Here is a 26,852-nt window from a genome sequence, read left to right on the forward strand (position 1 = left end):
TGCGACTGCCGGCCTTCTCTCACAGTTCGATATTCGGTTGTCCGATCAGCGATCGATCAGCTGCGGCGCTCACGCCGCGGGCCGTCGAAGCCGTCGTACGAGCGACGCTCCGTGCGGCTGCGGAATCCGCCGCCGGTCGACGCGGGGCGCCGCTCCGACGTGGCCGCGGGGCGATGATCGTCACGGCGGTCGTCGCGACGATCATCGCGGCGGAACCCGCCCGCCGCACCGCGGTTGTCGCCGAAGTCGCGGCGGGGTGCGCTGCGGTCGAAGCTGCGCTCGCCGGTACCGCGGTGGCTGTCGCCGCGGTCACCGAAGTCGCGGCGCGGGGCGCTGTTGCCGCCGCCGTACTCGCGGCGCGGTGCGCTGTCGCCGAAGTCGCGGCGCGGCGCCCGATCGTTGAACGACCGGTTGTCCCGGTCACCGCGGTACCCGCCACCACGGTTGTCACCGTCGCGCTGCGGGCGGTCACCCCGGTAGCCGCCGGACCGGTTGTCGGTCTGGTCGCCGCGCGGGCCGCGACCCTCGAAGCTGCGACCACCCGACGGACGGTCGCCGCGGTCGCCGCGGTCGCTGCGATTGCCGCGGTAGCCGCCGCCGTCGCGGCCGGCGTATCCGCCTTCACGGCGGGGTCCGCGGTCACCGAACTTGCGGTCGCCGCCACGCTCGCCGCGGGAGTAGGTGTCGCGCACCGGTTCTCCGCTGGGCGCCTTGGCGCCGGTGATGCTGGCCAGCTTCTCCGAGCCGGGGGTGACGGGCACGGCGGTGGCGTCGACGCCCGCCATCCCGGTCAGGCGGCGGAACGTGCGCTTCTGGTTGGGGAGCACGATCGCGACGACGGTGCCCTTCTCGCCTGCGCGGGCGGTCCGGCCTGCACGGTGCAGGTAGTCCTTGTGGTCGGCGGGCGGATCGACATGCACGACCAGGTCGATGCCGTCGACGTGGATGCCGCGGGCGGCGACGTCCGTCGCGACGAGCACGGGGGTGCGGCCGTTCTTGAAACGTTCGAGGACACGGGTGCGCTGGTTCTGCGCCTTGCCACCGTGCAGCGCCTCGGCGGCGATTCCCACCGCGCGGAGGCGGTCGGTGATGCCCTCGCAGCCGAGCTTGGTGCGGGCGAACATGATCGTGCGGCCCTCGCGGGCACCGATTTCCGCGAGGACGTTGTCCTTCTGGCCGCGGTCGACGAGCAGCACGTAGTGCTCCATCGTGTCGACGCTGGCGCGACCGTCCTCGGTGGAGTGCTGCACGTGGTCGGGCAGGAACTGACGGACCAGCGACTGCACCTCACGGTCCAGGGTGGCCGAGAACAGGAGACGCTGGCCGTCGGCGCGGGTCTCACCGAGGATCGCCCGGACCTCGGGCAGGAAGCCCATGTCGGCCATCTGATCGGCCTCGTCGAGCGCGGTGATCTCGATGGAGTCGAGGATGCAGGTGCCCTGACGCAGGTGGTCGTTCAGCCGGCCGGGGGTGGCGACGAGGATGTCGACGCCGCGGCGCAGCTGGTCGACCTGCTTGGTGAACGGGGTGCCGCCGACGGCGGGGCGGACGGTCAGGCCCATGGCCCCGGCGTACGAGTTGAGGGAGTCGACCACCTGGAATGCGAGTTCACGGGTGGGAACGAGCACCAGTGCGCGGGGACGCTTCGGTGCGGGCCGGTCCTCGTGCCGGGACAGGCGGGTGAGCATCGGCAGGCCGAATGCGAGGGTCTTGCCCGATCCGGTCTGTGCGCGGCCGAGGACGTTGGTGCCGGCCAGCGCATCGGGGACGGCCAGCGCCTGGATCGGCGACGGGACGGTGATGGAGTTGCGGGCGAGGGCCTGCACCAGGGGCGCGGGCAGGCCGATCTCGGCGAACGTCACGGTGGCGTTCTGATCAGGGGTTTCGGTCTCGGTCTGCTCTAGTGGGGCAGACGTCGTCTGGACAGCGTTGGTCACGCAAATACCTCTCCGGGCATAGGGCGCGTCGCGGAGCGGGGGCTGTCATGCAGCACGCACAAAGGGACGAGCCAGGGCACATGTCACCTGGTCAATCCATTCGCGGAAGTGCGGGGAATTGGGCTGTGTGCCGTTTCAGTGTTGATGGGCCGCAGTGGCGACCGTCGACCAGTGTACGCGACGGGGCACCCGGTTATCGAACCCGGCGGGATGTGAGTTCGCCGACTACACGGCGCTGAACAACCGGCTCAGTTCGGTGAGCCAGGGGACGGCGACGGCGATGGTCGGCACCACGAGGATGGCCACCGACGCGGCGTAGGCGGCGAGAGCCACCGGGGTTCCCGCCTCCGAGGAGGCCAGGCGCTGCACCCGCAGCAGGGTGCTGGGACCACCCGCGGCCATGGCGCCCTTCGGGGCGATCGACCCCGAGCAGGCGACGAGTGCGCGGGCCAGTGCGGTCGGCCCGGTGGCGCGGACGGCGGAGTCGTCGGCCAGCATCTCGACCAGCAACTGCACCGACCCCAGCGCGGACTTACTGCGCACGACGGTGGGGAAGGCGGCGTTGACGGCGGTGAACGCCTCGAGGACGAGGTCGTGCCGGGCCCGCAGATGGGACCGCTCGTGGGTGAGGATCGCGGTGATCTCCGCGTCGTCGAGGTTGGTGAACGTGCCCTGGCTCAGCACCACCCGCTGGCGCAGACCGGGCAGGCAGTAGGCGATGGGCTCGGTGACGTCGAGGACCCGCAGGTCCGGGGTGCGGGCGAGGGGCGACGACGAGTCGCAGCGGTCGAGGAGGTCGACGAGCATGCGGTGCCGGGCGCGTCTGCGGCGGGTGCGGACTCCGACCTGCACGATCGCGAAGATCAGTTTGGCGCCGACGAGGAGGGTGAGCGCGAAGACCACCACGTAGAGCAGCCACAGGGGCAGACCCAGGGCGTCGATCTCGGCGACCGGCGCCGTGGTGGGGCGCCCGTCCGGTCCGGGGACCAGGAGCTGGCTGGCGATCGCGAGACCCGAACTGAACGCGGACAGAACTGCGGCGAGGGCGATTGCCTGCCACAGCACGAGTGCTGCTCGGGGGGCGCGATGCGGCCATCGGGCACGACTCAGCAGCGCAGGGACAGGCCCTGCGAGAAGAAGTGCGAGTACTCCGAATACCAGCGCGGTGGTGGCGTCCATGTCCTACTCATCATGCATGACGAACGTCAGCCGGCGCGAACGGTTCCCGACTGATTGTCTCCGGTGGACCGCTCCTTGGCCTCGAGCGCGGCGAGGGCTTCGCGGAGCGCGTCGGCCTCGTCGGCGCCGACCTGCCCGACGAAGTGCACGAGTGCGGCCGCGCGACTTCCGGACTTGTCGGCCTGCTGCAGGGCGTCCACCATGAGGCTCGCGACGAGTTCCTCGCGCTGGTGCACCGGCAGGTACCGGTGGGCACGGTCGTCCCGCTGCTGAATGACGAGGTGCTTCTTCGCCAACCGCTGGAGCACCGTCATGACAGTTGTGTACGCGAGTTCACGGCGTGCCGCCAGTGCCTCGTGTACCTGCCGTACCGTCTGCGGGTCCGAAGTGGACCACAGGTGATCCATCACTGCGCGTTCGAGTTCGCCGAGTCCAGCCATAAATTGATTCTACGGATACGACGACGCAGATACGTACTACTGGTAGTAGTAAAACTGCGTCACGGCGTGTGGTATTGGCCATACTCCGAACGGGTGGATTACGGTCGGGTTGGCAGCGGCCGACCCGCCGGGCAAGCGTTCGTTCTCGACATCGCGGAGAGTGGGGACCTGGCGGATGAAGACCGACGACAGCGCGGCGACCGGGCACGGTCCGGCGGCCAGGGTCAAGGGTCAGACCGGGCGGGCGGCGGAACGGGTCTGGGGCGGGGTCCGGGGTGCGCCGGTCAGCATCGCGCTGCTGGTCGCGATCTGGATCCTCGCGATCACCACGTCCAGTGTGATCAGCGGTCCCTCCCACGACCTGTCGCAGCACGTCGCGATCGGAATCCGGGCGTTCCAGAACGGCTGGGTGTGGACGCTGCTCACAGCCGGGCTGTGGGGCGACGACGTCCTGGCCTATCTGTCGACGACCGTCCTCGTACTCGTGGCGGCCGCACCGCTGGAACGCCGCATGGGGTCGGCGCGGTTCGCGCTGGCCGCGGTCGCCACCCAGGTGCTCGGCGGGCTGCTCGCTCTGTCGGTGGCCGCCGTCGCGAAGGTCGTCGACGCGAACTGGGGTTTCCGGCTGCACGTGGGCATGGCCGTCGGTCCGAGCACGTGGATCGTCGGTGCCGCGATGGTGGCCAGTTCGAACATGGGCACCCTGTGGCGGCGGCGGATCCGCGTCGGCGTCCTCGTGTTCACCATCACGCTGGCGCTGTTCAGTGGGTCGCTACAGGACGTGGTCCGGCTGGCGGCGGCCGTGGTCGGGCTGGTGATCGGCCGCTGGATCGTCGGCCGGTCGGCGCGCGGCGAACGGATCGCCGGCACCCAGCGCGAGGGCCGGGTGCTCGTCGCGATCATCGTGGCGGCCAGCGCGATCGGCCCGATGATCGCGGCGCTGTCCGCGGAGGCGGTCGGGCCCCTCGCCGTGCTCCGCGACCTGTTCCGCGGCATCCCCTACACGGCCGGCGAGGTGCGCGACCTGTGCGAGGTGTCGGCGGCGGACCCCGAATGCCGGCGCGGGCTGCTCGAACTGCGGCTGTCCGGGGTCGGGCCGACCCTGCTGAGTCTGATGCCGTCCCTGTTCCTCCTCACCCTCAGCGACGGCCTCCGACGGGGCCGTCGCTTCGCGTGGGTCGCGTCCGTGATCGCCCAGGTGATCCTGCTGGTCCTGTCGCTGCTGAACTTCGCGGTCCGGTTCGTCGACTCGTTGGACGAGGACTCCCTGTTCTACGGTCTCGCCGACCCGAACCTGTACCGGACGCTGGTGCCGTTCCTGACACCGCTGGCGATCCTGATCGTGCTGCTCGCCACCCGGCGGTTCTTCGACGTGTCCCCCCCGGCGGGCACCTACCGGCGGCTGGCCGTGGTCCTGGTGTCCGTCCTCGCCGGGCTCGCCGTCCTCTACGTCCTCGGCGGGCTGTGGGCGCGGAACGGTTTCGATCCCCGGCCCGGCGTGACGACGCTGCTCGCCGACTTCCCGGAGCGGCTCATCCCGCCCGTGTACCTGCAGTGGCTCGACCCCCGACTGCTGCCGGTGAGCATTCCCGCGACCCTGCTGTACGAGTGGACCGGGGTGGTGTTCTGGGTGGCGGCGTGCGCGCTCGTCGCCGCGACGTTCCTCAGTCCCGCCATCGGATCGGACTCGGAGTCCGCCGAACGCGCACGCGCCCTGCTGAGGTCGGGGAGCGGAAGCCCGCTGTCCTGGATGACGACGTGGCGTGGCAACAACTACTGGTTCTCGGCCGACGGCACCGGCTACGTCGCGTACCGGGTCCTCGCCGGCGTCGCCCTCACCACCGGCGACCCGGTCGGGCCGCCGGACCGGTTGCGGGACAACGTCGAACACTTCGCCGAATTCGCCGCCGCCAACGGGTGGATCCCGTGCTTCTACTCGGTGACCGGTGAGGTCCGCGACGTCACGGACGCCCTCGGCTGGAGCGGCTTCCAGGTCGCGGAGGAGACGGTGCTGGATCTGGGGCAGATCGCGTTCACCGGCAAACGGTTCCAGGACGTCCGGACCGCCCTGAACAAGGCCAAGAAGTCGGGGATCACCGCGGAATGGGTCAGCTTCCCCAGCGCCCCGCGGTCGATCACCGACCAGATCACGGCGATCTCCGAGGAATGGGTGGCCGACAAGGGGATGCCCGAAATGGGGTTCACGCTCGGCGGACTCGACGAGGTGGACGATCCGGAGGTGCGCTGCCTGATCGCCGTCGACGAGGACCGCACCGTCCACGGCGTCACGTCCTGGTTGCCGGTGTACCAGGACGGGCGGGTGATCGGCTGGACCCTCGACTTCATGCGGCGGCGCGCGGAAGGGTTCCGGCCGGCGATGGAGTTCCTCATCGCGTCCGCGGCGCTGAAACTGGAAGAGGAGGGGGCGCAGTTCCTGAGCCTGTCCGGCGCCCCACTCGCCAAGGTCGAGCAACCGGACGGCGACGCCGACGAGCGGGAACGGTCGGAGTCGTCGAGCCTGTCGGCGGTGATGGACAGCGTGCTCGATCTGCTCGGCCGAACCCTGGAACCGGTGTACGGGTTCCGTTCGCTGCTGGCGTTCAAGTCGAAGTTCCAGCCCCGGTACGTGGCCATGCACATGACGTTCGCCGACCCGGCCGCCCTGCCGAGCATCGGCAACGCCGTCGGCAGGGCGTACCTGCCGACGGTGTCGCTGGGGCAGAGCTACCGGCTGGTGCGGACGATGATCGGCGGCCGACGCTGACGGCCGCTACTTCGTCTCCGGCCCACCGACCGCGCCGTACACGTGGCGGGTGCCGATCGGCACCACCAGCGGGCGATCGGACACCGGGTCGGCGATGACCGCGGCCTCGAGACCGAACACCTCGAGCAGGAGTTCGGCCGAGATGATGTCCTTCGGCGCGCCGGCCGCAACGATGGTGCCGTCCCGCATGACGATCAGCTGATCGCTGTAGCGGATCGCGAGGTTCAGGTCGTGGAGCACCATCACCACGGTGCGGCCCAACTCCTCGTGCATCCGGTCCACCAGGTCGAGCACCTCGATGGAGTGCGCCAGGTCCAGGTAGGTGGTGGGTTCGTCGAGCAGGAGGATGTCGGTTCCCTGCGCCAGGGCCATCGAGATCCAGGCCCGCTGCCGCTGACCGCCCGACAGTTGGTCGACGGGACGGTCCGCGAGGTCGGACACCCCGGTCAGCGCGAGCGCCTCGGCGACCTCGCCCTCGTCGTCGGACGACCACTGCCGCAGCCACGACTGGTGCGGGTGCCTGCCGCGGGCCACCAGGTCGGCCACCGTGAGCCCCTCGGGGGCCAGCGGCGCCTGGGGGAGCATGCCCAGCGTGCGGGCAACATCCTTGGTGCGCATCGATCCGATGGCCTTGCCGTCGAGCAGCACCGAACCGCTGCGCGGCTTCAGCAGACGCCCCAACGCGCGCAGCAGGGTGGACTTGCCGCAGCCGTTCGGCCCGATCACCGTGGTGATCACCCCGGTCCGCACCTCGAGGTCGAGGCTGTCGACGACGACCCGGTCGCCGTACCCCAGGCTCAGGTTTTCGGCGATGAGTCGAGAGTCAGTCTGCACGGTCATGCCGAGACCTTCCGATTGTTGCGAACCAGCAGATACAGCAGGAATGGGCCGCCGAGAGCCGAGGTGACGATACCCACCGGCAGTTCGACCGGCAGGATCGTGCGGGCGACGACGTCGCTGCCCACCACGAGCACGGCGCCGGTCAGGGCGGACGCGATGAGCGGCGGGCCGGCGGACCGCACCAGCCGCAGCGCCACCTGCGGTGCGGCGAGCGCGACGAAGCCGACCGGACCCGCCGCCGCGGTCGCGATGCCGGCGAGGGCGACGGCCATGAGCAGGAGCCGGGCCTGCGACCACTGCAGCCGCACACCCAGCGACACGGCGTTGTCGTCGCCGAGGCGGAGGGCGCCCATCGTGAACGACGAGATCACCGCGTAGCCGCCGACGAGGACGACGGCGATCGTGACGGGCCACACCTGACTCCAGGCGGCGCCGTTGAGTGAGCCGTTGAGCCACACCTGCGCCCGCGACGCGTCGTTGATGTCCGCGGAGATCAGCAGCCAACCGGTGACCGCGATCAGCATGGCGTTGACCCCGATGCCGATCAGGATCAGCCGGTAGCCCTCCACCCCGCCGCGCCACGCGAGCAGGTAGATGACCAGCGCGGTGAGCAGTCCGCCGAACAGGGCGGCCAGGGGGATCCCCAGGGTGGCGAGGAGGCCGACGAAGCTGCCTCCGCCGCAGAGGACGATCAGCGCGACCGCGGCGGCGCTGGCACCGGACGTGATGCCGAGGATGTCCGGGCTGGCCAGGGCGTTGCGGGCGATCGACTGGGTGATGGCGCCGGCCAGGCCGAGGGCCATGCCGATGAACACCCCGGTCAGCGACCGCGGCAGGCGGAGGTCCATGACGATGAAGTTCTGGGCCTTCGTGCCGCCGCCGAACAGCACCCGGGTGACCTCGGGGATCGACAGCGGGTAGTCGCCGCGACCGATGTTGAGGCACAGCACCAGGAACAGCGCCACCAGCAGGGCCACGTTGACGGCGATACCGAGGGGGCGCAGGACCAGGGAGATCGGTCCGAGCCGGAACGCGGGCCGTGCCGGGACGCGGGACGCCGGGGCGGCCCCGACGTCGGGGCGCACTTCGTCTCGAGTGCTCACAGGCTTGCCAACTTTCTGCGCCGAACCAACGCGATGAAGAACGGCGCGCCGAACACGGCCAGCACGATTCCCACCTGCAACTCACCCGGCCGGACCACGACGCGTCCGATGACGTCGGCGGTGACGAGCATGACGCCGCCGAGGAGCCCGGCGTAGGGGACCAGCCACCGGTAGTCGGGGCCGGTGATCGCCCGCGCGACGTGGGGGACCACGAGACCGATGAACGCGATCGGGCCGCACGCCGCGGTGGCCGCACCGGTGAGGAGGGTGATGGCGACGATGCCGAGTGCGCGGCTGGCCGCGATGTTGGTGCCCAGCGACCGGGCGACGTCCTCGCCGAGGCTGAGGACGTTCAGGCCCGGTGTGCTGACGAGGGCGAGGATCAAACCGATGATCAGGAACGGCAGCACCTGCCACAGCACGTCGAAGCCGCGGCCGGCCACCGACCCGACCACCCAGAACCGGTAGGAGTCGAGGCTGGACTGGTCGACGATGATGATCGCGTTGGTCATCGCCTGCAGGAAGAACGCGACGGCGGCGCCGGCCAGGGCCAGGCTCAGTGGGCTCGCCGCCCCGTTCCCGATCGACGACAGCCCGAACACGATGACGCTCGCCGCGAACGACCCGGCGAACGCGAACCACAGGTATTCGCTGGGCGCGCTGAACCCGAACAGGTACATCGACAGCACGACGAGGAACGCGGCGCCCGCGTTGAGACCGAGGAGTCCCGCGTCGGCGAGCGGGTTGCGGGTGTGCCCCTGAATGAGGGCGCCCGCGACACCGAGTGCCATCCCGACGACGAGCCCCAGCGCGGTACGCGGGCCGCGGAGCGTGCGCACGATGATGTCGGTCTGCGAACCGTCCGCATCGAACAGTGCGTGGAAGATCTCCGCGAATGACAACGGCCGCGCCCCGACCGCGACGCTGGCGAGCAACACCAACCCGAGCAGGATCGCGAGGACGCCCAGCCCGACTAGCCGACGACGCCGGATCGCCGCGACGGACACATCCTTCTCGCGGACGGCGAATCCCTCGTCGGACGCGGTGCTCTCCCGGACGACCTCGGTTCCGGAACGCCGAAACACTCGCTGCAGCGACCGTTTCGGACCGATCGCGTGGTGGGTGTGCGTGTCGCGGGTGACGAGGCCGACCCAGCCCTTGCCCGAACTCTGCCCGGTGTTGCCTTCGCGGAATCCGCGGTTCCACAGGGCGAGTCCGAGGGCGATCGCGACGGCGGCGCCGCCGAAGACGACCCGGTCGGCCTCCCCGCCGCCGTTGTCGTCGCGGAGGGAGTCGACGATGTACCACCCGACGACGAGGGGGATGGCGACTATCCCGATGTCGAGCAGTCCCGCGAGTGCCCGGAGGTACAGCGGGGCGGGACCGCGCGGGACGTCGCGCTTCCCGTAGGGCTCGTCGGTCGGCAGGTGCGGGATGTCGCTGCCGAACTGTCTCGTCGTCGTCACTGGCGGGGGAAGCTCCTGACGTGTGTGCCGGTGCACCGGATCTGCACTGATTCAACTACTTAGGTTACGGAACCCTATCCCTGATGCCACATCCGGCGGGGCGTCCCGGCCGCGGCTGTCGGCGGGGGTGCCTCACATCACATGATGTCAAGTCTTGATATTTGGTTAGGCTCACCTATGTTTGGTGAGGTTCCATCCCGACCGATTGGAGTGCACGGTGACTTCGACCCTGTCCGCCCCCGCGACCGCACTGGACGTGTCCTGCACACGACTTCGCGCGCTGAACGCCGAATATCCGCGCATGTACGCGGTCGCGACGATGGCAGACGAGGGTAAACGCCGGTGGTGGTCGCTGGCGGACGACCTCGACGGCGACCGGGTGCCCCGGATGTGGGCCCGTTCGCTCGAAGACGTTCCCGACCCGGACGTCGCCGCGATGCAGGTGGCCACCGCGCTGATTCACGCAGTGATCGGGCGCGTCACCGCCCTCGTCGTCCTGGAGGGGCGCGCGTGGGACCCGGGACTCGAGAACCTGTGGATCCACATGGACAGCGACGAGGGAATCGACTGGGCGGGCGTCGCCGACGACACCATGCGCGTGCTGCCGGACGACCCGTACGCCGGCGCACCCCGGACGGTCACCGTGCCGTGCGAGCGGGCGCTGCTGCTCTGGACGGTGCACCGCAGTCTCACGTCGTTGCATGCGGTGTTCGACGCGATCGCCAGGCTGACGCCGATCGACGCGTCCCGGTTCTGGGGGCTCGTGGGGGAGGCCGTGCTCGGGGCCGCGACGTACGTGCCGATCCTCGCCGGTGGCGGCGAGGCGGCCGCGCAGCGCCGCGGACAGGGGATCCTGGACGCGTTCGTGGCGGCCGGGGTGCCGGTCCGCTCGAAGAGCCGGGTCACGCGCCCGCACTGCGGCCGACCGGGGAAGGCAAGGAACCGCTTGCTTAATTAGGGCAGCCTTGCCTATACTCGTTCCAGGCACCGAGCGGAAATGCCAACGCCGAGAACCGAACTACCGGACCGCGCCGGAGTCCTGAGGGCTGCAGAGACTCCCAGGTCCATCCCACGGCGGGCCTCACGCTGACACAGTGTGAGGCCCGCCGATCCGTTTGCCCCACCTGCTTCTCCCGCCTCCCGCCCCGTCGTGTAGGCAGGAGATCGGGTGCGCCGCGAGAGCGCACAGTGATCCGATGGAGAGTGTGATGGTGGATTCCGGGGAACAGCAGGCATCGAACGGTGACGGGCGGATCGACACCGCCGCGTTGGCCGATCAACTGGGCAAGGGCTTCGACGCCCTCATCGGACTCGAATACACCGAACTCTCACCCGACCGCGTGCGCGCGCAGTGGACGGTCACCCCCGACCTGCAGCAGCCGGCCGGAATCCAGCACGGCGGCGTCTACTGCTCCGTCATCGAATCGGTGGCCAGCGCTGCGGGCACGGTCTGGCTCGGCGAACGCGGACACGTCGTCGGCGTCAACAACAACACCGACTTCCTCCGCGCGACCCGGGAGGGCACACTGACCGCCGAAGCCAGCCCCGTCCACCGCGGACGCACCCAGCAGTTGTGGGAGGTCCGGATCACCGACGAGCAGAATCGCCTCGTCTCCAAGGGCCAGGTGCGGCTCGCCAACATCACCGACACCGGACGCCTCGGCAACTGACACACCCGCAACGACGCGGAGGGGACGGACCTGATGGTCCGTCCCCTCCGCCCTGTTCACGTCACGCGTGAGACCGCGTCACCCCGCGGCTTTGCGCTGTGCGCCGCCGGACGACTTCTCAGCGGACTCTTTCTCCCGCTCGTGTCGCTCCAACTGTTCCATCGCGTTGCGGGCGAACACCCACTGCTCGGTGGACGCCATCTGCGCGCGCCCACGACCGAGGAACGTCACCGTCCACGACAGCACGGTCGACAGCCGGCTGCGGAACCCGACCAGGTACATCAGGTGGATCGCCAGCCAGGCCACCCAGCCGATGAACCCGCTGATCTCGAGCTTCCCGACCTTCGCCACCGCACTGAACCGCGAGATGGTGGCCATGCTGCCCTTGTCGAAGTACTTGAACGGCGGCCGGTCCTCCGGCTTGTGACCGCTCAGACCCGCCTGGATCTGCTTGGCCGCGTACTTGCCGCCCTGCATCGCGACCTGCGCCAGACCCGGCAACTTGTCGAGCGCCATCATGTCGCCGATCACGAACACCTCGGGGTGGCCGGGCACCGACAGGTCCGGCTTGACCAGGACGCGACCGGCCCGGTCGATCTCGGCGTCCGACTGGTCGGCGATCTGCTTGCCCAGCGGGCTCGCCTGCACACCGGCCGACCACACCTTGCACTGCGACTCGATCCGGCGCTGCGTGCCGTCCTTGTCCTTGACGGCGAGGCCGTCCACATCGACGTCGACGACCATCGCCCCCAGCTGGATCTCGATGCCGAGCTTCTCCAGCTGCTGGCGGGCCTTGCGGCTCAGCTTGCCGCCGTAGACGGGCAGCACGTCGTCCGCGCCGTCCAGCAGGATCACGCGCGCCTCACGGGGATCAATGTTGCGGAACGCCCCCGACAGGGTGCGCCGCGACAGTTCCGCGATCTGGCCGGCGAGCTCGACACCGGTCGGGCCGGCACCGACGACGACGAACGTCAGCAGCCGGGCGCGTTCGGCGGGATCGCTCGACAATTCGGCCTGCTCGAAGGCGCCCAGGATCCGGCCGCGCAGTTCGAGGGCGTCGTCGATGGTCTTCATGCCCGGCGCGAACTCGGAGAAATGGTCGTTGCCGAAGTAGGACTGGCCTGCGCCCGCCGCGACGATCAGGCTGTCGTACGGGGTGACCGTGGTCCGGTCCAGGAACCGGGAGGTGATCGTCTTCGCCTCGAGATCGATCTTGTCGACATCGCCGAGCAGCACCTTGGTGTTCTTCTGCTTGCGCAGCACCAGCCGGGTGGCGGGAGCGATGTCGCCGACGGAGAGAATGCCTGTCGCCACCTGGTACAGCAACGGCTGGAACAGGTGGTGCGTGGTGCGCGCGATCATGGTGATGTCGACGTCGGCATTCTTCAGCGCCTGTGTGCCGAACAACCCACCGAAGCCGGATCCAATGACCACGACGCGATGGCGGCGTGACTCAACCGACTTGATACTCATTCCGTGCTCCTCGAAAAATAGGCGACTCCTGTCACGGTAGTCGCCTTGTCCCCGAGCGTCTCAGTAAGCGTTGCTTCGTCCCGCCCGCACAGCGGAATCGATCCAGAAACCGGCGGTCCCGTCCATACGCGAAGGCGGGCAGCCCCTCCGTGAGGAACTGCCCGCCTTCCGGTGCGTACGCGGCTATTCCGCCCTGCCGATCCGCTTCCGCCCCGTGGGAGTCCCCGGGGATTCCGGCGGAATGAAATCCGATTTGATCGAGAACACGAACAGTGCCGACACCCCGACCACGACGACAAGAATGGTGAGGACTACGACCACGTAGCCGAAACCGACACCAATTGCTGTCAAGTCCATCAGACCTACCTCCTCAGTCGCTGCTCACGCTACTGCGGAGGGTAGCCGCTGTCACCGCGTCGGCGGGAAAGAACGATTCGATGGCCAGCTCCGCGACAGTCACGTCGAGGGGAGTGCCGAACATCGTGGTCGTGCTCAGGAACTCCAGCACCGTGTCGCGGTGCCGGATACGCAACGGCACCACGAGCGACCCCGGCAGATCGGCGCCGTCGACGGTGCCACCGGGGTAGCCCTCCAATTCGCCCAGCAGGTCACGCAGTCCCTCGTCGCCGGTGACCGCGATCTGATGACGCAGCCGGTGCAGAAGAATGCCCCCGCCACTGCGGCAGGTCGAGGATGCGCGGCGCCATCCCGTCCGGGTGCAGGCTCAACCGCAGCACGTTCACGGGCGGCTCGAGCAGCTCCGCCGCGCACCCCTCGGTCAGCACCGCGACCGCCTCGTTGGCGTCCACCATGTTCCAGTGCCGGTCGACGACCACGGCCGGAGACGGGGAATGCGCGGTGAGGATCTTCCCGATGGCGTCGGCGATCGACGCCATCGGCACATCCGACAGTCGATGCTCCGGGAAGGCGGGGCGCGAAACCGCCCGCGAGGAGCAGCGCATTGCGTTCACGCAGGGGAATGTCGAGATGCTCGCTGAGGCGCAGCAGCATCGCCCGCGTGGGATTCGACCGCCCGGTCTCCAGGAAGCTGACGTGCCGCGCCGAGATGTCCGCCCGGTTCGCAAGTTCCAGCTGACTGAGCCGGCGGCGTTCCCGCCACGTCCGCAGATGGGTGCCGACATGCGACGTTCGCCGATCGTCGAGGGTGGTCATGCGGCCAGCGTAGGTCGGCCGGAACGCCGCGACCATTACCTCGGACGTCATGGCGCAGCCGTCACGTGAGGTGATCGAACTCTCCGGTCACCCACGCGCAGTGGCGGGTGGCCGAGTATTCGAGCGCCTCCCGGCCATCGCTGTCGATCACGTTGTCGAAGTTGCCGATGATGCGGTCGAATTCGAGGTGCGACAACTGGTCCGCGATGCGCCGCACCACCGCCGGGGACAGCGGCAGCCGGTTGGGGTACGACCGGAGGAACGACACGGTGCGGCGGTCCGGGTTGGGGAACACGCCGTCGCCGGTGAGGAGGACACCCCGGCCGTCGGCGCCGTCCCGCCAGTGCGCGACGGCGCTGCCCGGAAAGTGCCCGCCGATCTGGTGCAGCGTCAGACCCGGTGCCACCTCGTGGGTTCCGGACCAGAACACGATCGGGCCGTCGGACCGCGCCAGCCACGCGCGGTCCGCGTCGGCCACCAGGATCGGCACGTCGCCGAACGCCTTCGACCACTGCGTCTGGACGCCGAACATGTGCGGGTGGCTGCCCGCGACGGCGATGACCGGGCCGTGCGCGGCGACGGCGTCGACGGCGGCGTCGTCGACGAACCCGATCGGATCCCACAGCAGCGACCCGGCGGGAGTGCGGATCACGAGGGACTGCTGGCCGATCGCGGTCTTCGGGTCCATGTACAGGCCGTGCAGCCCCGGCTCGAGCTCGTGCTCGACCGCGCGGTACCCCGCACCGGCCAGCTTCTCCACGGTGGTCCACTCCTGACCGCCCAGCGGAATGTACTGCCGTTCGTCCGCGCAGATCGTGCACTCGTCGGGGAGCGGGGTGGTCGGGTCCTGTTCGACGCCGCACGTGGCGCAGAGATGAAATAACACCCCTCGATCATGCATCCTCACGGCACGCCGAGAAGCCGCAATCCGGCAGCGGTGGCGGCCGCGGACAGGACGATGACGACGAAAGGCGCCTTCCGCCAGGCGAGTATGCCCGCGACGACGACGCCGGTGGGACGCGCCACTCCGGCGAGTTCGTGGCCTTCGGTGAGCGCCGTCGTGCCCACCAGCGCGGTGAGCAGAACCACGGCGGCCGTCGCCGTGATCGGCTCCACCCAGGGCCGGGTGGCGATCCGCGGCCGCAGCATCGGGCCCGCGAATCGGAACGCGAACGTGCCCGCCGCGAGAACCCCGACCGACCCGATCAGCACGAGGTTCCCGGTCACCGCAGCACCTTCCGTCGAACACCCGCGAGCAGCCCCGTCAGTGCCGCCAGCACCGGAAGTCCGGCGGGTAGGAGGGGAGTGGCGGCCAGGGCGATCACACCGCCGACCAGCGCCGGCACCCGCACGTCCGGATCGCGCAACGCCGGCAGCACCAGGGCCAGCAGCACCGCCGGGAACATGGCGTCCAGTCCCAGCACGGCGGGGTCGCCGATCGCGGTGCCCGCCACCGCGCCGAGCAGGGCCCCGAGCGGCCAGCACACCGCGATCCCCACACCGCACACCCAGTACGCGGCGCGCCTACGGCCGGTGTCCGTCTCACCGAGTGCGAACACCACCGACTCGTCGTTCATCAGGTGACTGCCGACGACGCGTCGCAGCCCACGCCCCAGTACGTCACCGACCGCCAGACCGAACGGCAGATGCCGCGCGTTCACCAGCAGCCCGGCGATCGTCGCCGCGACCGGGCTGCCGCCTGCCGCGACGATGCCGACGAACAGGAACTCCGCGGAACCGGCGAGGACCAGCACCGACAGCGCGACGGGCAACCATGTGTGCAGGCCCGAACCCACCGCGATGGCGCCGTACGACATGCCGACCAGTCCGTCGGCCAGGCACACCAGCGCGATGTTCCGGAGGACCCGCGAATCGAGTGTTCGCTTCATCGAACGCATGACTTCTATACTGAACATAAGGTGGAGTGTTCGTCAAGGCGAACATTACGCCCAATATAATGAACAGAGACGTCGGGAAGGGAATCCATGGCAGGGCAATCCCCACTGGGGCACATCGGACCCTCGCTGCGCCGCGAACGCGAACGGTCGGGCATGTCCCTGACCGAGGTCGCCCGCCGCGCCGGGGTCGCGAAATCCACACTGTCCCAACTGGAATCGGGGGGCGGCAACCCGGGCGTCGAAACCCTGTGGGCCCTCTGCGTCGCGCTGGACGTGCAGATGTCGCAACTGCTGGACCCACCCCGGCCCCGCGTCCAGGTCATCCGGGCCGACGAAGGACCGGTGCTGACGTCCGAACGGTCCGACTATCGGGCCACCCTCGTCGCGTCTTGCCCGCCGTCCGCGCGCCGGGATCTGTATCGCCTCGCCGTCGAACCCGGCCCCGGCCGTGAATCCGAACCGCACATGCCCGGCGTCGTCGAACACGTCATCCTCAGCGCCGGGCGCGCGCTGGTCGGCGTGGCGGGCGATCCGGTCGAACTCGGACCCGGCGACTACATCGCCTATCCCGGGGATGTCGCACATGTGTTCGAAGCGCTGGAGCCCGGCACCCGCGCCGTCCTGGTGTCCGAGCACAACTGAGGACATTTCGGCGCAATTTCTCCGTGCAGAGTGTCGAATCGGAGGGGTGACGTTCGTATAGGAGATGAGAGCCGGCCACATCCGAAGGCGCCGGCTCTCCGATCCGAGGAGGAACCCGAGATGACCCAGTACCTGCTGAGCGTGTACCAGCCCGACGGCCCCGCTCCCGAACCCGACGTCCTCGCGAAGATCGGCGACGATCTCGACGCCCTCAACCAGGAGATGGTGTCTGCGGGCGCATGGGTGTTCAGCGGGGGACTGTGCGCCCCCACCACGGCGACCGTGCTGCGGGCCCAGGGCGGTGACGTGCTCGTGACCGACGGCCCATACACCGAGGGCAAGGAACATCTTGGCGGATTCACCATCGTCGAGGCGCCCGACCTGGACGCCGCCCTCGGATGGGGTCGCAAGCTCACCCGGGCGACGACCCTCCCCATCGAGGTCCGGCCGTTCGCTCACCACGGCGGAGCCGGCGACTGACGTGATCGCCTCCGCCGACATCGAACAGGTGTTCCGTGACGAACACGGACGCGCGGTGTCCGTCCTGGTCGGCGTGTTCGGCGACATCGACATCGCCGAGGACGCCGTCCAGGACGCGTTCACCGAGGCGGTGCGGCGCTGGCCGTCGTCCGGGCTGCCGCCGAGCCCGGCCGGATGGATCATCACCACCGCCCGGCGCCGCACCATCGATCGGCTCCGGCGCGAGGCCTCCCGGCACGACCGCCACGCGCAGGCCGCCCTGTTGCTCGCCCGCGACGAACCGGTGGAGGAGGGCGTCGTGCACGACGACCGGCTACGACTGATCTTCACGTGCTGCCACCCGGCGCTCGCCCCCGCCGCCCAGGTCGCGCTGACCCTCCGCCTCCTGGGCGGGCTCGGCACCGCGGAGATCGCGCGCGCATTCCTGGTCCCCGAGCCGACGATGGCGCAGCGCCTCGTCCGGGCCAAGGGGAAGATCCGGGACGCCCGGATCCCGTACCGGGTGCCGAACGAGGCCGATCTGCCGGACCGCCTCCGCGCCGTCCTGGCCGTCGTCTATCTGATCTTCAACGAGGGATACACGGCGAGTGCGGGGGATCGGCTGACGCGGGCGGACCTGTGCGCCGAGGCCATCCGCCTCGGCCGGGTCCTGGCCGCGCTGATGCCCGACGAACCGGAGGTCACCGGGCTGCTCGCGTTGATGGTGCTGATCGAGTCGCGGCGAGGCGCCCGCACCGACCGCGACGGCAGCCGGCTCGTGCTCCTGCCCGATCAGGACCGCACTCGGTGGGATCGTGACCTCGTCGCCGAGGGGCAATCGCTGGTGCGGGAATGCCTGCGACGGAACACGCCAGGGCAGTACCAGATTCAGGCCGCGATCAACGCCGTCCACAGCGACGCGGAGACGGCTGCCGACACCGACTGGTGGCAGATACTGCAGCTGTACGACCAGTTGATGTCGGTGGCGCCGAGTCCGGTGGTGGCCCTGAACCGGGCGGTCGCCGTCGCCGAGGTCAGGGGACCGGAGGAGGGGCTGGCACTCGTCGACCAACTCGACCTCGACAAATACCACATGTATCACGCGGTGCGGGCCGATCTTCTCCGCCGTCTTGGACGTCCCGGCGACGCGGCACGCGCGTACGAGGCGGCAAGGGACCGCACCGACAACGCGGCCGAGCGGGAATTCCTTCGGGTACAGCGCGATTCGCTCCGGTGACACGGGCAGCCGGTCAGAGACCCAGCCCCGGCGGCAGGCACACCGACCCGAAACACGTTTCCGTGCCCACGGTGACCGGGAGAGGCTCCGCCGTCGCCGGCTTCGCGTACGCGGTCTCGGGGAGCGGCGCCGAACCCCACACCTCGTCACCCGGGCCCGCGTCCTCACTGCAGATCCAGTGGATCAGGTAGTCGCCGTCGGGCACCGCGTCGAACACGAAGTCCCGCGGTCCCGGCCCGATCACCACATTCGATGCGTGGAACACCGCCACGGACTCGGGGTTCACGATGTCGTCCACCGCATGCAGTCCGCCGAGTCCGCACACGATGTCCGCACCGGTGTCGTTCGTGATCGTCGTCGTGACGCTACTCCCGGCCACGGCGGCGGTCAGTGTCACGTCGGGTGGGTCCGCGGCGGCGGGAGCGGCCAGGAACAGGGCGAGGGGGCCTGCGGTGATCAGTGTGACCGCGGCCCGGGGCACGAGTGTCATCAGCGGAACCTTCGTTCTCTGCGGTCTCACTCCGGACGTCACGGTATTGATACCCGCCGTGCGGGCGGATAAACGGCGGGTCGCGGCCCGTGATGCGCCTCGACGCGTTTCGCCGGGCGCTGGGAGGGTACGACCGCACTCGTCCGCAACGGGACATCGGTAAGGAAGCAATCATGCCCACGTATCGCGCCTTCGAAGTCACGGGAACCCGCGAGTTCTCCCTGGCCACCCGCGAGCTGGGCGATCCGCCGCCGGGGCAGGTGCGACTGCGGGTCGACAGCTGCGGGGTGTGCCATTCCGACACGCTCGCTGTGGAGGGGTTGCGGGCCGACCCGACGCAGCCGGTCGTTCCCGGTCACGAAATCGTCGGTGTCGTCGACGCCGTCGGCGCCGGCGTGACCGCATGGCGGATCGGGGATCGCGTCGGTGTCGGATATCTGGGCGGCCAGGACAACGAGTACGACTTCTGCCGCCGCGGCGACTTCGTCAACTGCACCGATCAACCGTGGACCGGGACCACCGTCGACGGCGGATACGCCGAGTACACCTTCGCCCGCGCCAGCGGGCTGGTCCGGATCCCGGACGGCATGGATGCGCTGGAAACCGCCCCGCTGCTGTGTGCGGGCCTGACGACCTACAGCGCCCTGCGGCAGATCGAGGCCCGCCCCGGCGCCCTCGTCGCGGTCCAGGGGATCGGCGGGCTCGGACACCTCGGCCTGCAGTATGCCGCCAAGCTCGGCTATCGGGTCGCCGCGATCGCCCGCGGCACCGACAAGGCCGAGCTCTCCACGCAACTCGGCGCGGACCACTACATCGACAGCGCCGCCGAGGATCCCGGCGAGGCGTTGCGCGCGCTCGGCAGCGCCGCGGCGATCATCGCCACCGCGGCCAGCGGTGCCTCGATGTCCCCGCTGGTGGCCGGCCTCGCGCCGCGGGGTCGGATGGTGGTGGTCGGCGCCGCACCCGACCCGATCTCGGTCCGGACCGCCGACCTGATCTTCGGCACCCGCGTGGTCTCCGGGAGTCTGACCGGCAGTTCCATCGAGAACGAGGACAATCTCGCCCTCAGTCAGGCCCGCGGTATCCACCCGATGATCGAGGTCATGCCGCTGGCGGAGGCGCCGGAGGCGTATGCCGGCATGATGTCCGGCAAGGCACGGTTCCGTGTTGTCCTGGACATGCGCAACTGATGTCGTCCTAGCTGGGCACGGTCACGCCGCGGCGGGTGTCCGGCGTCGCCGGGAGGCGGTGATTCTGCGACCGATGATTCCTTGCTGGGGTGCGAACAGATAGACCAGCGCGAATGCCGCGCCCTGTGACAGCACCACCATGCCGCCGCTGGCGGTGTCGAGGTGATAGCTCAGGTACAGGCCGATGACGGCGCAGGCCGCCGAAATCGCGGGGGCGATGACCAGCATGCGGTGGAAGCTGTCGGTCAGCAGGTACGCGGTGGCCCCGGGAATGATCAGCATCGCGACGACCAGGATGACGCCGACGGCCTGCAGGGCCACCACCGCCGTCAGGGCCAGCAGCCCCAGGAGCGCCGCCCCGAGCAGGCGCGGGTTCAGGCCGATGGCATGGGCGTGGGTGGGGTCGAAGGCGTACAGAGTGAAGTCGCGGCGTTTGACGATCAGTGCGATGAACACGATGGCCCCGAGTATGGCGATCTGGACGAGGTCGGACCGGCTCACGCCCAGCAGGTTGCCGAAGATGATGTGGTTGAGGTCGGTTTGGCTCGGGGTGACCGAGACCAGCACCAGCCCGAGGGCGAACAGGGTGGAGAACACGATGCCGATCGCGGCGTCCTCCTTGACGCGGCTGGTGTCGCGGACCACCCCGATCAGTGCTACGGCCAGGAATCCGAAGATCACCGCGCCGATCGCGAACGGGGCGCCGACGATGTAGGCCAGGACGACGCCGGGCAGGACGGCGTGCGAGACCGCATCACCCATCAGTGACCAGCCGATCAGAACCAGCCAGCACGACAGCACTGCGCACACCACGCTGGCGATCAGGGTGGTGATCAGCGCGCGGACCATGAAGTCGTAGCGCAGCGGGTCGACGAAGAAGTCGATGACGTCCATTGATTCTCAGGTCCTTGTCATCACGTCGAGGCCGAAGGCGGCCGCCAGGTTGTCCGGTTGCAGCACGACCGTCGGGTCGCCGTGCATCAGCACCGTGCGCATCAGCAGGATCGCCTCGTCGGCCAGGGTGGGCAGCGCGTGCAGGTCATGGGTGGAGACCAGGATCGCCGCACCCGCGGCGGCGAGTTCACGCAGCAGTGCGGTGATGGTGGCTTCGGACCGTTTGTCGACCCCGGCGAACGGTTCGTCGAGGAGAAGGATGGTGGCGCCCTGCGCGATTCCACGGGCGACGAAGGTGCGTTTCTTCTGGCCGCCGGACAGTTGCCCGATCTGCCGGTCCGCCAGTTCGGTCAGTTCGACGCGTTCGAGAGCGTGGTCGACGGCCTCGCGGTCAGCTCTGCCGGGGCGCCGGGTCAGCCCCATGTGCCCGTAGCGGCCGGTCATCACCACATCACGCACCGAGAGCGGGAACGTCCAGTCCACGTCCTCGCTCTGCGGAACGTAACCCAGCACACCGGTCTTGCGTGCCGCGGCCGGCGGCGTGCCGTTGATGCGGACCGTGCCGGAGTCGGGTTTGACCGTGCCCATGATCGTCTTGAACAGGGTGGACTTGCCGGAACCGTTCATGCCGACGAGGCCACAGACGCGTCCGGGCCGCAGGGCAAGCGAGACCTGGTCGAGCGCAAGGACATCGCCGTAGTGAACGGTGACGTCCTGCACCTCGACGGCCGTCTGGGTGGTCATGATTGCTGCCCGTTCAGTGCGGAGGTGAGGGTGTCGGCGTCGTGCCGGATCAGATCCAGGTACGTCGGCACGGGCCCGTCCGCCTCGGACAGCGAGTCGACGTAGAGGGTGCCGCCGAACGCGGCGCCCGTGGCTTCGACGACGCGTTGCATCGGCGCATCCGACACCGTGGATTCACAGAACACCGCCGGAACCCGATTGTCCTTGACGAACTCGATCGTCGACGCGATCTGCTGGGGCGTGGCCTGCTGTTCGGCATTGACCGGCCAGATGTACTTCTCGGTCAGCCCCGCGTCCCGGGCCAGATACGAGAACGCTCCCTCGCACGTGACCAGCGCCCGTTCGTTGACCGGCAGCGCTCCCAGCTCGGTGACCAACTCGTCCTGCACCTTCTGCAACTGCGCCTTGTAGGCGTCGCCGTTGATGCGATAGTCGGCCGCATGCGTGGAATCGAGCTCGCTGAACGCGGCGACCATGTTGTCGACGTAGATCTGCACGTTCAGTGGTGACATCCAGGCGTGCGGATTCGGTTTGCCCGCGTAGGCGTCCTCGCCGATGGCGATCGGCTCGACGCCGTCGCTGACGACCACGTGCTCGACGTCCACACCGTCGACGAACTGGCCGAACCACGCTTCCAGGTTCATCCCGTTGTCGAGGATCAGGTCGGCCTCGGCTGCCTTCTTGATATCGCCCGGGGTGGGCTCGTATCCGTGAATCTCCGCGCCCGCCTTGGTGATCGACTCGACGGTCACGTGCTCACCTCCGACGTTCGCGGCGATATCGGCGAGAACGGTGAACGTCGTCAACACCACCGGTTTGCCGTCCGCCGGCCCGTCGCCCGCGCCGCACCCGGACAGCATCAGCGCCGTGGCAAGCGCTGTCAGCACTGCGGCAGCCGTCGCCGGCCGTCGCCGCGTACCCACCTTGAAGCCCGTTGTTTTCACCGGCGAATCATAATGTTCGGCGAGCCGAAACCGCAAGCGGGTGGCGGCCGCGCAACGACCCCAAGGGGGTGGTTCCCGACCCCACGCCGGTGGTTCCCGACCCCACGCCGGTGGAGAACCACCCCTCGGGGGCGTTACCGGACGCCGGCACCAGGCGAAAACTAGTGGTCGTTGCGCAGGGAGCGGACGCCACACACCAGTCAAGGAGAAACAGAATGCCGTCGATCACGACTCGCACCGCGGCAGCAGCCGCAGCCGGCGCCCACCCTCGGCCTGCCTGGGCGCGCTGCTGGCGCAGAGCGCGACCGCCAACGCCCCACCGCCCCCATACGCGCCCACGCCCGCTCTGACCTCCCAGCAGAACGGCTCACTTCCACCACCCGGCGAACTACCCCCTCGAACCCGCGACGGCGTGATCTCCCACTCGCTCGATCCCGACATGCCCTGGATGTGATCCACCGAGCCGGATGACGGAGTGCGCACCGAACCCGTCACGGGCCCGCCGTCTCGTCAAACGGCAGCGCACACGGCATCGGCAGCGAGATTCTCGCCACGATGTCCGCGTTCGCGGGATCGGCGATCGGCGTGTCCCAATTCGACCAGAAGCGGTGCGGGTCGGACTCGATCTCGGTCGGTCGCTCGGTGCCGTCCACGGCACGCAGCCCACCGAGGGTGTTCGATACGCGGCTCAACCACGTGAACCCGTCGAACCCGGCCGCAAACCGGTCCGACCCTAGGCCAGTCGACTTCGACGACTTCCCCGCGAGCGAGCGGTCGTCAAGAACCCATCCCGGGACGAAGACAGCAAGAGCCGACCAGCCGTTTCGGCGATCATCGTCAAACCCCACGCAGTCGACGATCCGATGGGCGACGCCATTCGGGCCTGGGGCTGCCGTGCGCTGAGCGATACGGCAGTCACGTCGTCGGTCGACGGGACTCGCCGTCGGAGCCCGCCTTGGAACGCCGTGTCGCGACCGTATCGGCGGAGAACCCGATCGTGGGCGCGAGCCACCACAATCCAGCCGCGGCGAGAACGTGCCACAGCGCGTGGCCCTGCAAGACACTGCTCGGCTGGCAGATCGACGTCCGGTCGCCCACGGTGCCGAGTAGAGCGCCGGACGCGAGAAGCAATGCCGCGACGATCGTCGTGCGCCGCAGCTGCGGACGGACGCGTGCGCGTTCCAGACCGAATCCCACGGAGACTGCGGCGAGTATTGCCTGCACGATCGTGGATGTCGTCGGGCCGGCCGCCACGGCGGGAATCATCACGACCGGGACGACGAGCCACCAGCCCCGCGACAGCCGACGGCCGAACCGGTCGGAGGCGGCATCGACGGCGATGTAGGCCAGCAGTGTCGCGATCGGGATGTCGTGTGCGTAGGCCTGCCACGGCGGGTTGGGTCCGTGCGCAACGAGCGACCCGGCGCCGACCGCGACGACAAGCAGGCCGTAGGTCACGGTCGGCGCGCCGTGCGGACGACGCGCGACGACCGCGAGGCCGGCAATCACGAAGGCCAGGCTGGAGACAGCGGCCGCCGGCTGACCGATGAAGCCTGCGTCTCGATACAGCTCGCACGCGTTTGCCAATATCATGGATGGCAGCTCACCTTCCTGCACGCCGTCGAGCGTTCCCGCGATGATGCGGATGGCAGGCTGGTCGCCAGGAGTTGGTCCGTCGACGCCCATTCTTCGAGGTTTCCAAAGAGGTCTTCCGAGCGCAATCGCGGTCGGAGCGGTCCCTCCCACAAGCGCACATCTGCCGGACTTCATGGCCGCGCCGGCTGGAGGGGTGGGCTGACAGTGCCCGGATCCGCCGGTGGGTGAGGGGAACTCGCCGGGGGTGGTTGAGCTTCGTCGCAGGGGTACTCGGTTCGAGGCAGAACTGTTGTGCCGCTGCGGGGAGGACCCGGTATGGCGCCCAGGCGGCGGAAAGGAAGGCGCACCCCATGGCTGATGAAAACGAGGCCCAGGCAGCGTTCGACAACTTCGTAGCGTTGTGGACCACGGGAACGGCCGCGGGACGGCGGGCACCGATGTTGCGGCGACCGAACGAGGTCGGACTGGACTACGAGGACGTGACATTCCCGTCGACGTGGTGCGGTCGATCACCGTGATGTCGACGTCCGCGCGGCGGAGGGTTTTGGTCGCGGAACGGCCCACCGAAGCCAGATCCGATGACGACGACGTCGATGGCGTTCGGGCGGGGATGTGGGCTGCTCGAGCCTTTCCGGTCACGCCCAGGGGCGACGACGCGGTGTCGGGGGAGATGGATGTCCGGGGTTCACGACCAGCGATTCGACTGACAGGCATCAATTGTGAACAAGCGGCGCAAGGTAGCCGAGTGGAGAGAAGAAAATTCTCTAGACTGAGCCGGTGAAGAAGAATGTTGTGGGCGGGCCGTGTTCGGATGGCTCGGGAGCGGATGGTGTTCGGTCGGGGGCGCGGATCGATGACGTCGATCGGATCCTTCTCGATCAGCTCTCGCGGGACGCGCGTACCCCGAACAATGCCCTCGCCGCCCTGGCGGGTATCGCCCCTTCGACCTGCCTGGGTCGTGTGCGTTCGCTGATCGATCGCGGGGTGATCCGGGGCTTCCATGCCGACATCGATCCCGCCGCCCTCGGCCGGGACCTGCAGGCGATGATCGCGGTGCGCGTGCAGGCCAATGCGCGGCAGCATCTGGGGCAGCTCGCCGAGCAACTCGCCACCCTCGGTGAGGTGCTGAATGTGTACTTCATCGCCGGTGCGGACGACTACCTCATTCACGTCGCCACTGCGAGCAGCGAAGAGCTGAGGCGCTTCGTTCTCGACCACCTCAGCGCGCATCCTGCGGTCGCCTCGACGGAGACCATCCTGATCTTCGAGCACGTGCGGCCGCGGCTCCGAGCGCCTCGGGCCGAGCAGTCTGCGGGTCGTTGAGCGGGCAATTTTGGGGCGGTTGAGTAGGAGCGAGATTGCTCGCGATGGGTGCGATCGGGTGCTTCGATCGGAGATTGCTTTTGTCAGGTGGCTGGGTTGTCGGTTTTCCCCGGCGCCGCGCGCGCGTCCTGTTGTGGGGGTGGGGCGGCCAGGGCTTTGTCGGCGTCGGAAAGGGTCGGTGGCCGGGTGCTCGCGGTGGGTGACGACGGCACGGTGTAGGAGGCCGGAAGCCGGCCCAGTGGTCGTCACCGGCTACGAAGACAGGGGCCGTGGAGGTAGCCGAGACCTCTCACGTAGTCATGGGCGACCGGGTCTTGGGTGATCTCGACGATCGTGTAGTCGAGTCCTTCTTTGTCGAGGGCGCGGTAGGCGGCGGTGCATTGCGCGCAGGCCGGTGTGCCGTAGATCGTGAATCGGACTCGATGCCCGGGGAGTTCGTTGCGGGGGGAAGCGGCGGGGGGGTAGATACAACGGTCCCAATCCCACTGACTTGGGCACAACTAGCCGAAATGCGCTCGGCCGGTGTCGACATCGGAAACCAGCAGCTCTCCGGTATCGACCACTCCCATACCTTGACCGCCGCGATGCCGGAATCGCTGGCCTTCGCCGCCAGCGTACTGAGCTGAACGCACCCGCCCGGCGGCGGGTCGGGTGTGCTCGGGTAGCCAATGCCGCCATACCGAAGCCGTTTCCGTGCCCCACTCATCTCGCTCGGCACAACGAGACCGCCCCGCTTCCAGTATTGTCATCGCATCGCGCTCGACATGGACTCTCTGGCCGCGGAAATGGCATCGTCCGCAACCGTGCGCCGAGAATATCCGCGACCGCGACTGTGATTGCACGGCGAGGATAGCTAACTCCGCTAGGCTAGCTAGCGTCGCTACGGCGCGAGTGCGCAACGCACCGCGCCCGTCGTGTGGTTCGTGTCTATCGACCACCCTGGCAGTCATTCTCGTGGCGAGTGGACTGCGGCGGAAATGGTCGATGGCCTCGACGGAGACCGCGTTCGGCGATGAGGCGCAAGCATCAGCTACGCGCTCGATTGTCGAGTAGGAGATCGATCCCGCGGACGAGAACGCCCGCGAGGTCCATGCAGACCTCCACGCTTTCGAGGGGCTGAGCGGCTCGGTGGCGATACGCCGACTCGTTTCGTGGTCGTATCCGCTCAGAGGTTCCACAGTCCCAGCAGCGCGGTCCGGAGGCTGGGGGAGCGGACGTAGTGGTCGGTCCGCAACCGTGAGCCCGGGTGCCCGAGGTCGGTGAGCACCTTCTCCGCCTCGGGAAGGGAAAGTGGAGGCAGGTCGGTGCGGATACGGAGGAAGTACAACACCGCCCCGCCGGACCGCGGGATCTTCATGGCGTCGGACACCACGACGGCGGGTGGGTAAAT

The 26,852-nt window shown here is 69.0% G+C and carries 26 protein-coding genes and 3 pseudogenes; 9 read left to right on the forward strand and 20 right to left on the reverse strand.

What is annotated here, in order from left to right; all coding sequences use genetic code 11:
* Positions 1-56: 56 nt before the first annotated feature.
* The 3 genes from ACFWAY_RS45675 to ACFWAY_RS45685 all read right to left on the reverse strand — a co-directional run bounded on the left by ACFWAY_RS45675 (position 57) and on the right by ACFWAY_RS45685 (position 3,556).
* Entirely contained in the window at positions 57-1,937 is a 1,881-nt protein-coding gene (locus ACFWAY_RS45675; RefSeq protein ID WP_378452722.1) for a DEAD/DEAH box helicase, read from the reverse strand.
* A gap of 225 nt (positions 1,938-2,162) precedes the next feature.
* The gene (locus ACFWAY_RS45680; protein WP_073366721.1) at positions 2,163-3,116 is read right to left on the reverse strand and encodes a M56 family metallopeptidase; all 954 of its coding nucleotides are present in this window, start codon (positions 3,114-3,116) and stop codon (positions 2,163-2,165) included.
* Positions 3,117-3,142: 26 nt separating this feature from the next.
* A complete protein-coding gene (locus tag ACFWAY_RS45685) occupies positions 3,143-3,556 on the reverse strand; it encodes a BlaI/MecI/CopY family transcriptional regulator (protein WP_378452723.1) in 414 nt (137 codons plus the stop codon).
* Between the two features lie 175 nt (positions 3,557-3,731).
* Here ACFWAY_RS45685 and ACFWAY_RS45690 point away from each other — a divergent pair, with 175 nt between their 5' ends.
* Entirely contained in the window at positions 3,732-6,320 is a 2,589-nt protein-coding gene (locus ACFWAY_RS45690) for a bifunctional lysylphosphatidylglycerol flippase/synthetase MprF (RefSeq protein ID WP_378515227.1), read from the forward strand.
* 6 nt (positions 6,321-6,326) lie between these two features.
* Here ACFWAY_RS45690 and ACFWAY_RS45695 read toward each other — a convergent pair whose 3' ends face one another.
* The 3 genes from ACFWAY_RS45695 to ACFWAY_RS45705 are packed head-to-tail and all read right to left on the reverse strand — an operon-like array spanning position 6,327 to position 9,729.
* The gene (locus ACFWAY_RS45695; RefSeq protein WP_378452725.1) at positions 6,327-7,160 is read right to left on the reverse strand and encodes an ABC transporter ATP-binding protein; all 834 of its coding nucleotides are present in this window, start codon (positions 7,158-7,160) and stop codon (positions 6,327-6,329) included.
* Positions 7,157-8,263 (reverse strand): FecCD family ABC transporter permease, encoded by a 1,107-nt coding sequence (locus tag ACFWAY_RS45700; RefSeq protein ID WP_378515228.1) that lies wholly within the window; start codon positions 8,261-8,263, stop codon positions 7,157-7,159. The genes ACFWAY_RS45695 and ACFWAY_RS45700 overlap by 4 nt, the downstream gene beginning before the upstream one ends.
* Complete coding sequence (locus tag ACFWAY_RS45705) at positions 8,260-9,729, reverse strand: FecCD family ABC transporter permease (protein WP_378515229.1); 1,470 nt, start codon at positions 9,727-9,729, stop codon at positions 8,260-8,262. The genes ACFWAY_RS45700 and ACFWAY_RS45705 overlap by 4 nt, the downstream gene beginning before the upstream one ends.
* 184 nt (positions 9,730-9,913) lie before the next feature.
* Between ACFWAY_RS45705 and ACFWAY_RS45710 the strand changes: the two genes are divergently transcribed.
* Both ACFWAY_RS45710 and ACFWAY_RS45715 read left to right on the forward strand, forming a co-directional pair.
* On the forward strand, positions 9,914-10,687 hold the full coding sequence (locus tag ACFWAY_RS45710) for a hypothetical protein (protein WP_378515230.1): 774 nt from the start codon (positions 9,914-9,916) through the stop codon (positions 10,685-10,687).
* Between the two features lie 250 nt (positions 10,688-10,937).
* The gene (locus ACFWAY_RS45715; protein ID WP_378452764.1) at positions 10,938-11,399 is read left to right on the forward strand and encodes a PaaI family thioesterase; all 462 of its coding nucleotides are present in this window, start codon (positions 10,938-10,940) and stop codon (positions 11,397-11,399) included.
* Between the two features lie 78 nt (positions 11,400-11,477).
* On the opposite strand, the gene ACFWAY_RS45720 is transcribed toward ACFWAY_RS45715, so the two are convergent.
* The 6 genes and pseudogenes from ACFWAY_RS45720 to ACFWAY_RS45745 all read right to left on the reverse strand — a co-directional run bounded on the left by ACFWAY_RS45720 (position 11,478) and on the right by ACFWAY_RS45745 (position 15,943).
* Positions 11,478-12,872: an NAD(P)/FAD-dependent oxidoreductase gene (locus ACFWAY_RS45720; RefSeq protein WP_378515232.1), complete on the reverse strand. Its 1,395-nt coding sequence runs from the start codon at positions 12,870-12,872 to the stop codon at positions 11,478-11,480.
* A gap of 183 nt (positions 12,873-13,055) precedes the next feature.
* The gene (locus tag ACFWAY_RS45725) at positions 13,056-13,229 is read right to left on the reverse strand and encodes a hypothetical protein (protein WP_009480519.1); all 174 of its coding nucleotides are present in this window, start codon (positions 13,227-13,229) and stop codon (positions 13,056-13,058) included.
* 13 nt (positions 13,230-13,242) lie between these two features.
* A pseudogene (locus tag ACFWAY_RS45730) lies at positions 13,243-14,045 on the reverse strand (helix-turn-helix domain-containing protein).
* A gap of 61 nt (positions 14,046-14,106) precedes the next feature.
* The gene (locus ACFWAY_RS45735) at positions 14,107-14,931 is read right to left on the reverse strand and encodes a hydrolase (RefSeq protein ID WP_378515233.1); all 825 of its coding nucleotides are present in this window, start codon (positions 14,929-14,931) and stop codon (positions 14,107-14,109) included.
* A gap of 17 nt (positions 14,932-14,948) precedes the next feature.
* The gene (locus tag ACFWAY_RS45740; RefSeq protein ID WP_378515235.1) at positions 14,949-15,272 is read right to left on the reverse strand and encodes an AzlD domain-containing protein; all 324 of its coding nucleotides are present in this window, start codon (positions 15,270-15,272) and stop codon (positions 14,949-14,951) included.
* Positions 15,269-15,943 (reverse strand): AzlC family ABC transporter permease, encoded by a 675-nt coding sequence (locus ACFWAY_RS45745; protein ID WP_378452733.1) that lies wholly within the window; start codon positions 15,941-15,943, stop codon positions 15,269-15,271. The genes ACFWAY_RS45740 and ACFWAY_RS45745 overlap by 4 nt, the downstream gene beginning before the upstream one ends.
* Before the next feature lie 87 nt (positions 15,944-16,030).
* On the opposite strand from ACFWAY_RS45745, the gene ACFWAY_RS45750 reads away from it, so the two are divergent.
* The 3 genes from ACFWAY_RS45750 to ACFWAY_RS45760 all read left to right on the forward strand — a co-directional run bounded on the left by ACFWAY_RS45750 (position 16,031) and on the right by ACFWAY_RS45760 (position 18,281).
* Positions 16,031-16,585, forward strand: coding sequence for a helix-turn-helix domain-containing protein (locus ACFWAY_RS45750; RefSeq protein ID WP_378515236.1), 555 nt, complete (start codon positions 16,031-16,033; stop codon positions 16,583-16,585).
* Positions 16,586-16,705: 120 nt separating this feature from the next.
* On the forward strand, positions 16,706-17,065 hold the full coding sequence (locus ACFWAY_RS45755; protein ID WP_378452735.1) for a YciI family protein: 360 nt from the start codon (positions 16,706-16,708) through the stop codon (positions 17,063-17,065).
* A 1-nt stretch (position 17,066) separates the two neighbouring features.
* Positions 17,067-18,281 (forward strand): RNA polymerase sigma factor, encoded by a 1,215-nt coding sequence (locus ACFWAY_RS45760; RefSeq protein ID WP_378515237.1) that lies wholly within the window; start codon positions 17,067-17,069, stop codon positions 18,279-18,281.
* Positions 18,282-18,294: 13 nt separating this feature from the next.
* Here the strand turns inward: ACFWAY_RS45760 and ACFWAY_RS45765 are convergent, their stop codons facing one another.
* Positions 18,295-18,771 (reverse strand): hypothetical protein, encoded by a 477-nt coding sequence (locus ACFWAY_RS45765; RefSeq protein ID WP_378452736.1) that lies wholly within the window; start codon positions 18,769-18,771, stop codon positions 18,295-18,297.
* A 173-nt stretch (positions 18,772-18,944) separates the two neighbouring features.
* On the opposite strand from ACFWAY_RS45765, the gene ACFWAY_RS45770 reads away from it, so the two are divergent.
* The gene (locus tag ACFWAY_RS45770) at positions 18,945-19,961 is read left to right on the forward strand and encodes an alcohol dehydrogenase catalytic domain-containing protein (protein ID WP_378515238.1); all 1,017 of its coding nucleotides are present in this window, start codon (positions 18,945-18,947) and stop codon (positions 19,959-19,961) included.
* 21 nt (positions 19,962-19,982) lie between these two features.
* Here ACFWAY_RS45770 and ACFWAY_RS45775 read toward each other — a convergent pair whose 3' ends face one another.
* The 5 genes from ACFWAY_RS45775 to ACFWAY_RS45795 form a co-directional block, all read right to left on the reverse strand.
* Positions 19,983-20,855 carry a metal ABC transporter permease gene (locus tag ACFWAY_RS45775; protein ID WP_378452738.1) on the reverse strand — a complete coding sequence of 291 codons (873 nt, stop codon included), beginning with the start codon at positions 20,853-20,855 and terminating at the stop codon, positions 19,983-19,985.
* Between the two features lie 6 nt (positions 20,856-20,861).
* The gene (locus ACFWAY_RS45780; RefSeq protein ID WP_378452739.1) at positions 20,862-21,599 is read right to left on the reverse strand and encodes a metal ABC transporter ATP-binding protein; all 738 of its coding nucleotides are present in this window, start codon (positions 21,597-21,599) and stop codon (positions 20,862-20,864) included.
* Positions 21,596-22,522, reverse strand: a complete 927-nt coding sequence (locus ACFWAY_RS45785; RefSeq protein ID WP_378452765.1) for a metal ABC transporter substrate-binding protein — start codon at positions 22,520-22,522, stop codon at positions 21,596-21,598. Before ACFWAY_RS45785 ends, ACFWAY_RS45780 begins: the two co-directional genes overlap by 4 nt.
* Before the next feature lie 512 nt (positions 22,523-23,034).
* A complete protein-coding gene (locus ACFWAY_RS45790) occupies positions 23,035-23,391 on the reverse strand; it encodes a hypothetical protein (protein ID WP_378515239.1) in 357 nt (118 codons plus the stop codon).
* A gap of 67 nt (positions 23,392-23,458) precedes the next feature.
* Positions 23,459-24,136: a hypothetical protein gene (locus tag ACFWAY_RS45795; protein WP_378515242.1), complete on the reverse strand. Its 678-nt coding sequence runs from the start codon at positions 24,134-24,136 to the stop codon at positions 23,459-23,461.
* Positions 24,137-24,489: 353 nt separating this feature from the next.
* Between ACFWAY_RS45795 and ACFWAY_RS45800 the strand changes: the two are divergent.
* A pseudogene (locus ACFWAY_RS45800) lies at positions 24,490-24,633 on the forward strand (alpha/beta hydrolase); the annotation flags it as partial.
* 283 nt (positions 24,634-24,916) lie between these two features.
* Entirely contained in the window at positions 24,917-25,462 is a 546-nt protein-coding gene (locus ACFWAY_RS45805) for an Lrp/AsnC family transcriptional regulator (protein WP_378515240.1), read from the forward strand.
* A gap of 245 nt (positions 25,463-25,707) precedes the next feature.
* Here ACFWAY_RS45805 and ACFWAY_RS45810 read toward each other — a convergent pair whose 3' ends face one another.
* Both ACFWAY_RS45810 and ACFWAY_RS45815 read right to left on the reverse strand, forming a co-directional pair.
* A complete protein-coding gene (locus ACFWAY_RS45810; RefSeq protein WP_378515241.1) occupies positions 25,708-25,962 on the reverse strand; it encodes a glutaredoxin family protein in 255 nt (84 codons plus the stop codon).
* Positions 25,963-26,627: 665 nt separating this feature from the next.
* Positions 26,628-26,852 (reverse strand): annotated as a pseudogene (locus ACFWAY_RS45815) (phosphatidylserine/phosphatidylglycerophosphate/cardiolipin synthase family protein); the annotation flags it as partial.

Origin of the sequence: Rhodococcus sp. NPDC059968 (assembly GCF_042738615.1) — a bacterium.
Taxonomy (GTDB): domain Bacteria; phylum Actinomycetota; class Actinomycetes; order Mycobacteriales; family Mycobacteriaceae; genus Rhodococcus_F.

Coding starts and splice junctions, on each gene's coding strand:
- ACFWAY_RS45680 (WP_073366721.1), bottom strand. CDS start 3,116: ATGGACGCCACCACCGCGCTGGTATTCGGAGTACTCGCACTTCTTCTC.
- ACFWAY_RS45685 (WP_378452723.1), bottom strand. CDS start 3,556: ATGGCTGGACTCGGCGAACTCGAACGCGCAGTGATGGATCACCTGTGG.
- ACFWAY_RS45690 (WP_378515227.1), top strand. CDS start 3,732: ATGAAGACCGACGACAGCGCGGCGACCGGGCACGGTCCGGCGGCCAGG.
- ACFWAY_RS45695 (WP_378452725.1), bottom strand. CDS start 7,160: ATGACCGTGCAGACTGACTCTCGACTCATCGCCGAAAACCTGAGCCTG.
- ACFWAY_RS45715 (WP_378452764.1), top strand. CDS start 10,938: ATGGTGGATTCCGGGGAACAGCAGGCATCGAACGGTGACGGGCGGATC.
- ACFWAY_RS45720 (WP_378515232.1), bottom strand. CDS start 12,872: ATGAGTATCAAGTCGGTTGAGTCACGCCGCCATCGCGTCGTGGTCATT.
- ACFWAY_RS45725 (WP_009480519.1), bottom strand. CDS start 13,229: ATGGACTTGACAGCAATTGGTGTCGGTTTCGGCTACGTGGTCGTAGTC.
- ACFWAY_RS45745 (WP_378452733.1), bottom strand. CDS start 15,943: ATGCGTTCGATGAAGCGAACACTCGATTCGCGGGTCCTCCGGAACATC.
- ACFWAY_RS45750 (WP_378515236.1), top strand. CDS start 16,031: ATGGCAGGGCAATCCCCACTGGGGCACATCGGACCCTCGCTGCGCCGC.
- ACFWAY_RS45755 (WP_378452735.1), top strand. CDS start 16,706: ATGACCCAGTACCTGCTGAGCGTGTACCAGCCCGACGGCCCCGCTCCC.
- ACFWAY_RS45765 (WP_378452736.1), bottom strand. CDS start 18,771: ATGACACTCGTGCCCCGGGCCGCGGTCACACTGATCACCGCAGGCCCC.
- ACFWAY_RS45770 (WP_378515238.1), top strand. CDS start 18,945: ATGCCCACGTATCGCGCCTTCGAAGTCACGGGAACCCGCGAGTTCTCC.
- ACFWAY_RS45775 (WP_378452738.1), bottom strand. CDS start 20,855: ATGGACGTCATCGACTTCTTCGTCGACCCGCTGCGCTACGACTTCATG.
- ACFWAY_RS45780 (WP_378452739.1), bottom strand. CDS start 21,599: ATGACCACCCAGACGGCCGTCGAGGTGCAGGACGTCACCGTTCACTAC.
- ACFWAY_RS45795 (WP_378515242.1), bottom strand. CDS start 24,136: ATGATATTGGCAAACGCGTGCGAGCTGTATCGAGACGCAGGCTTCATC.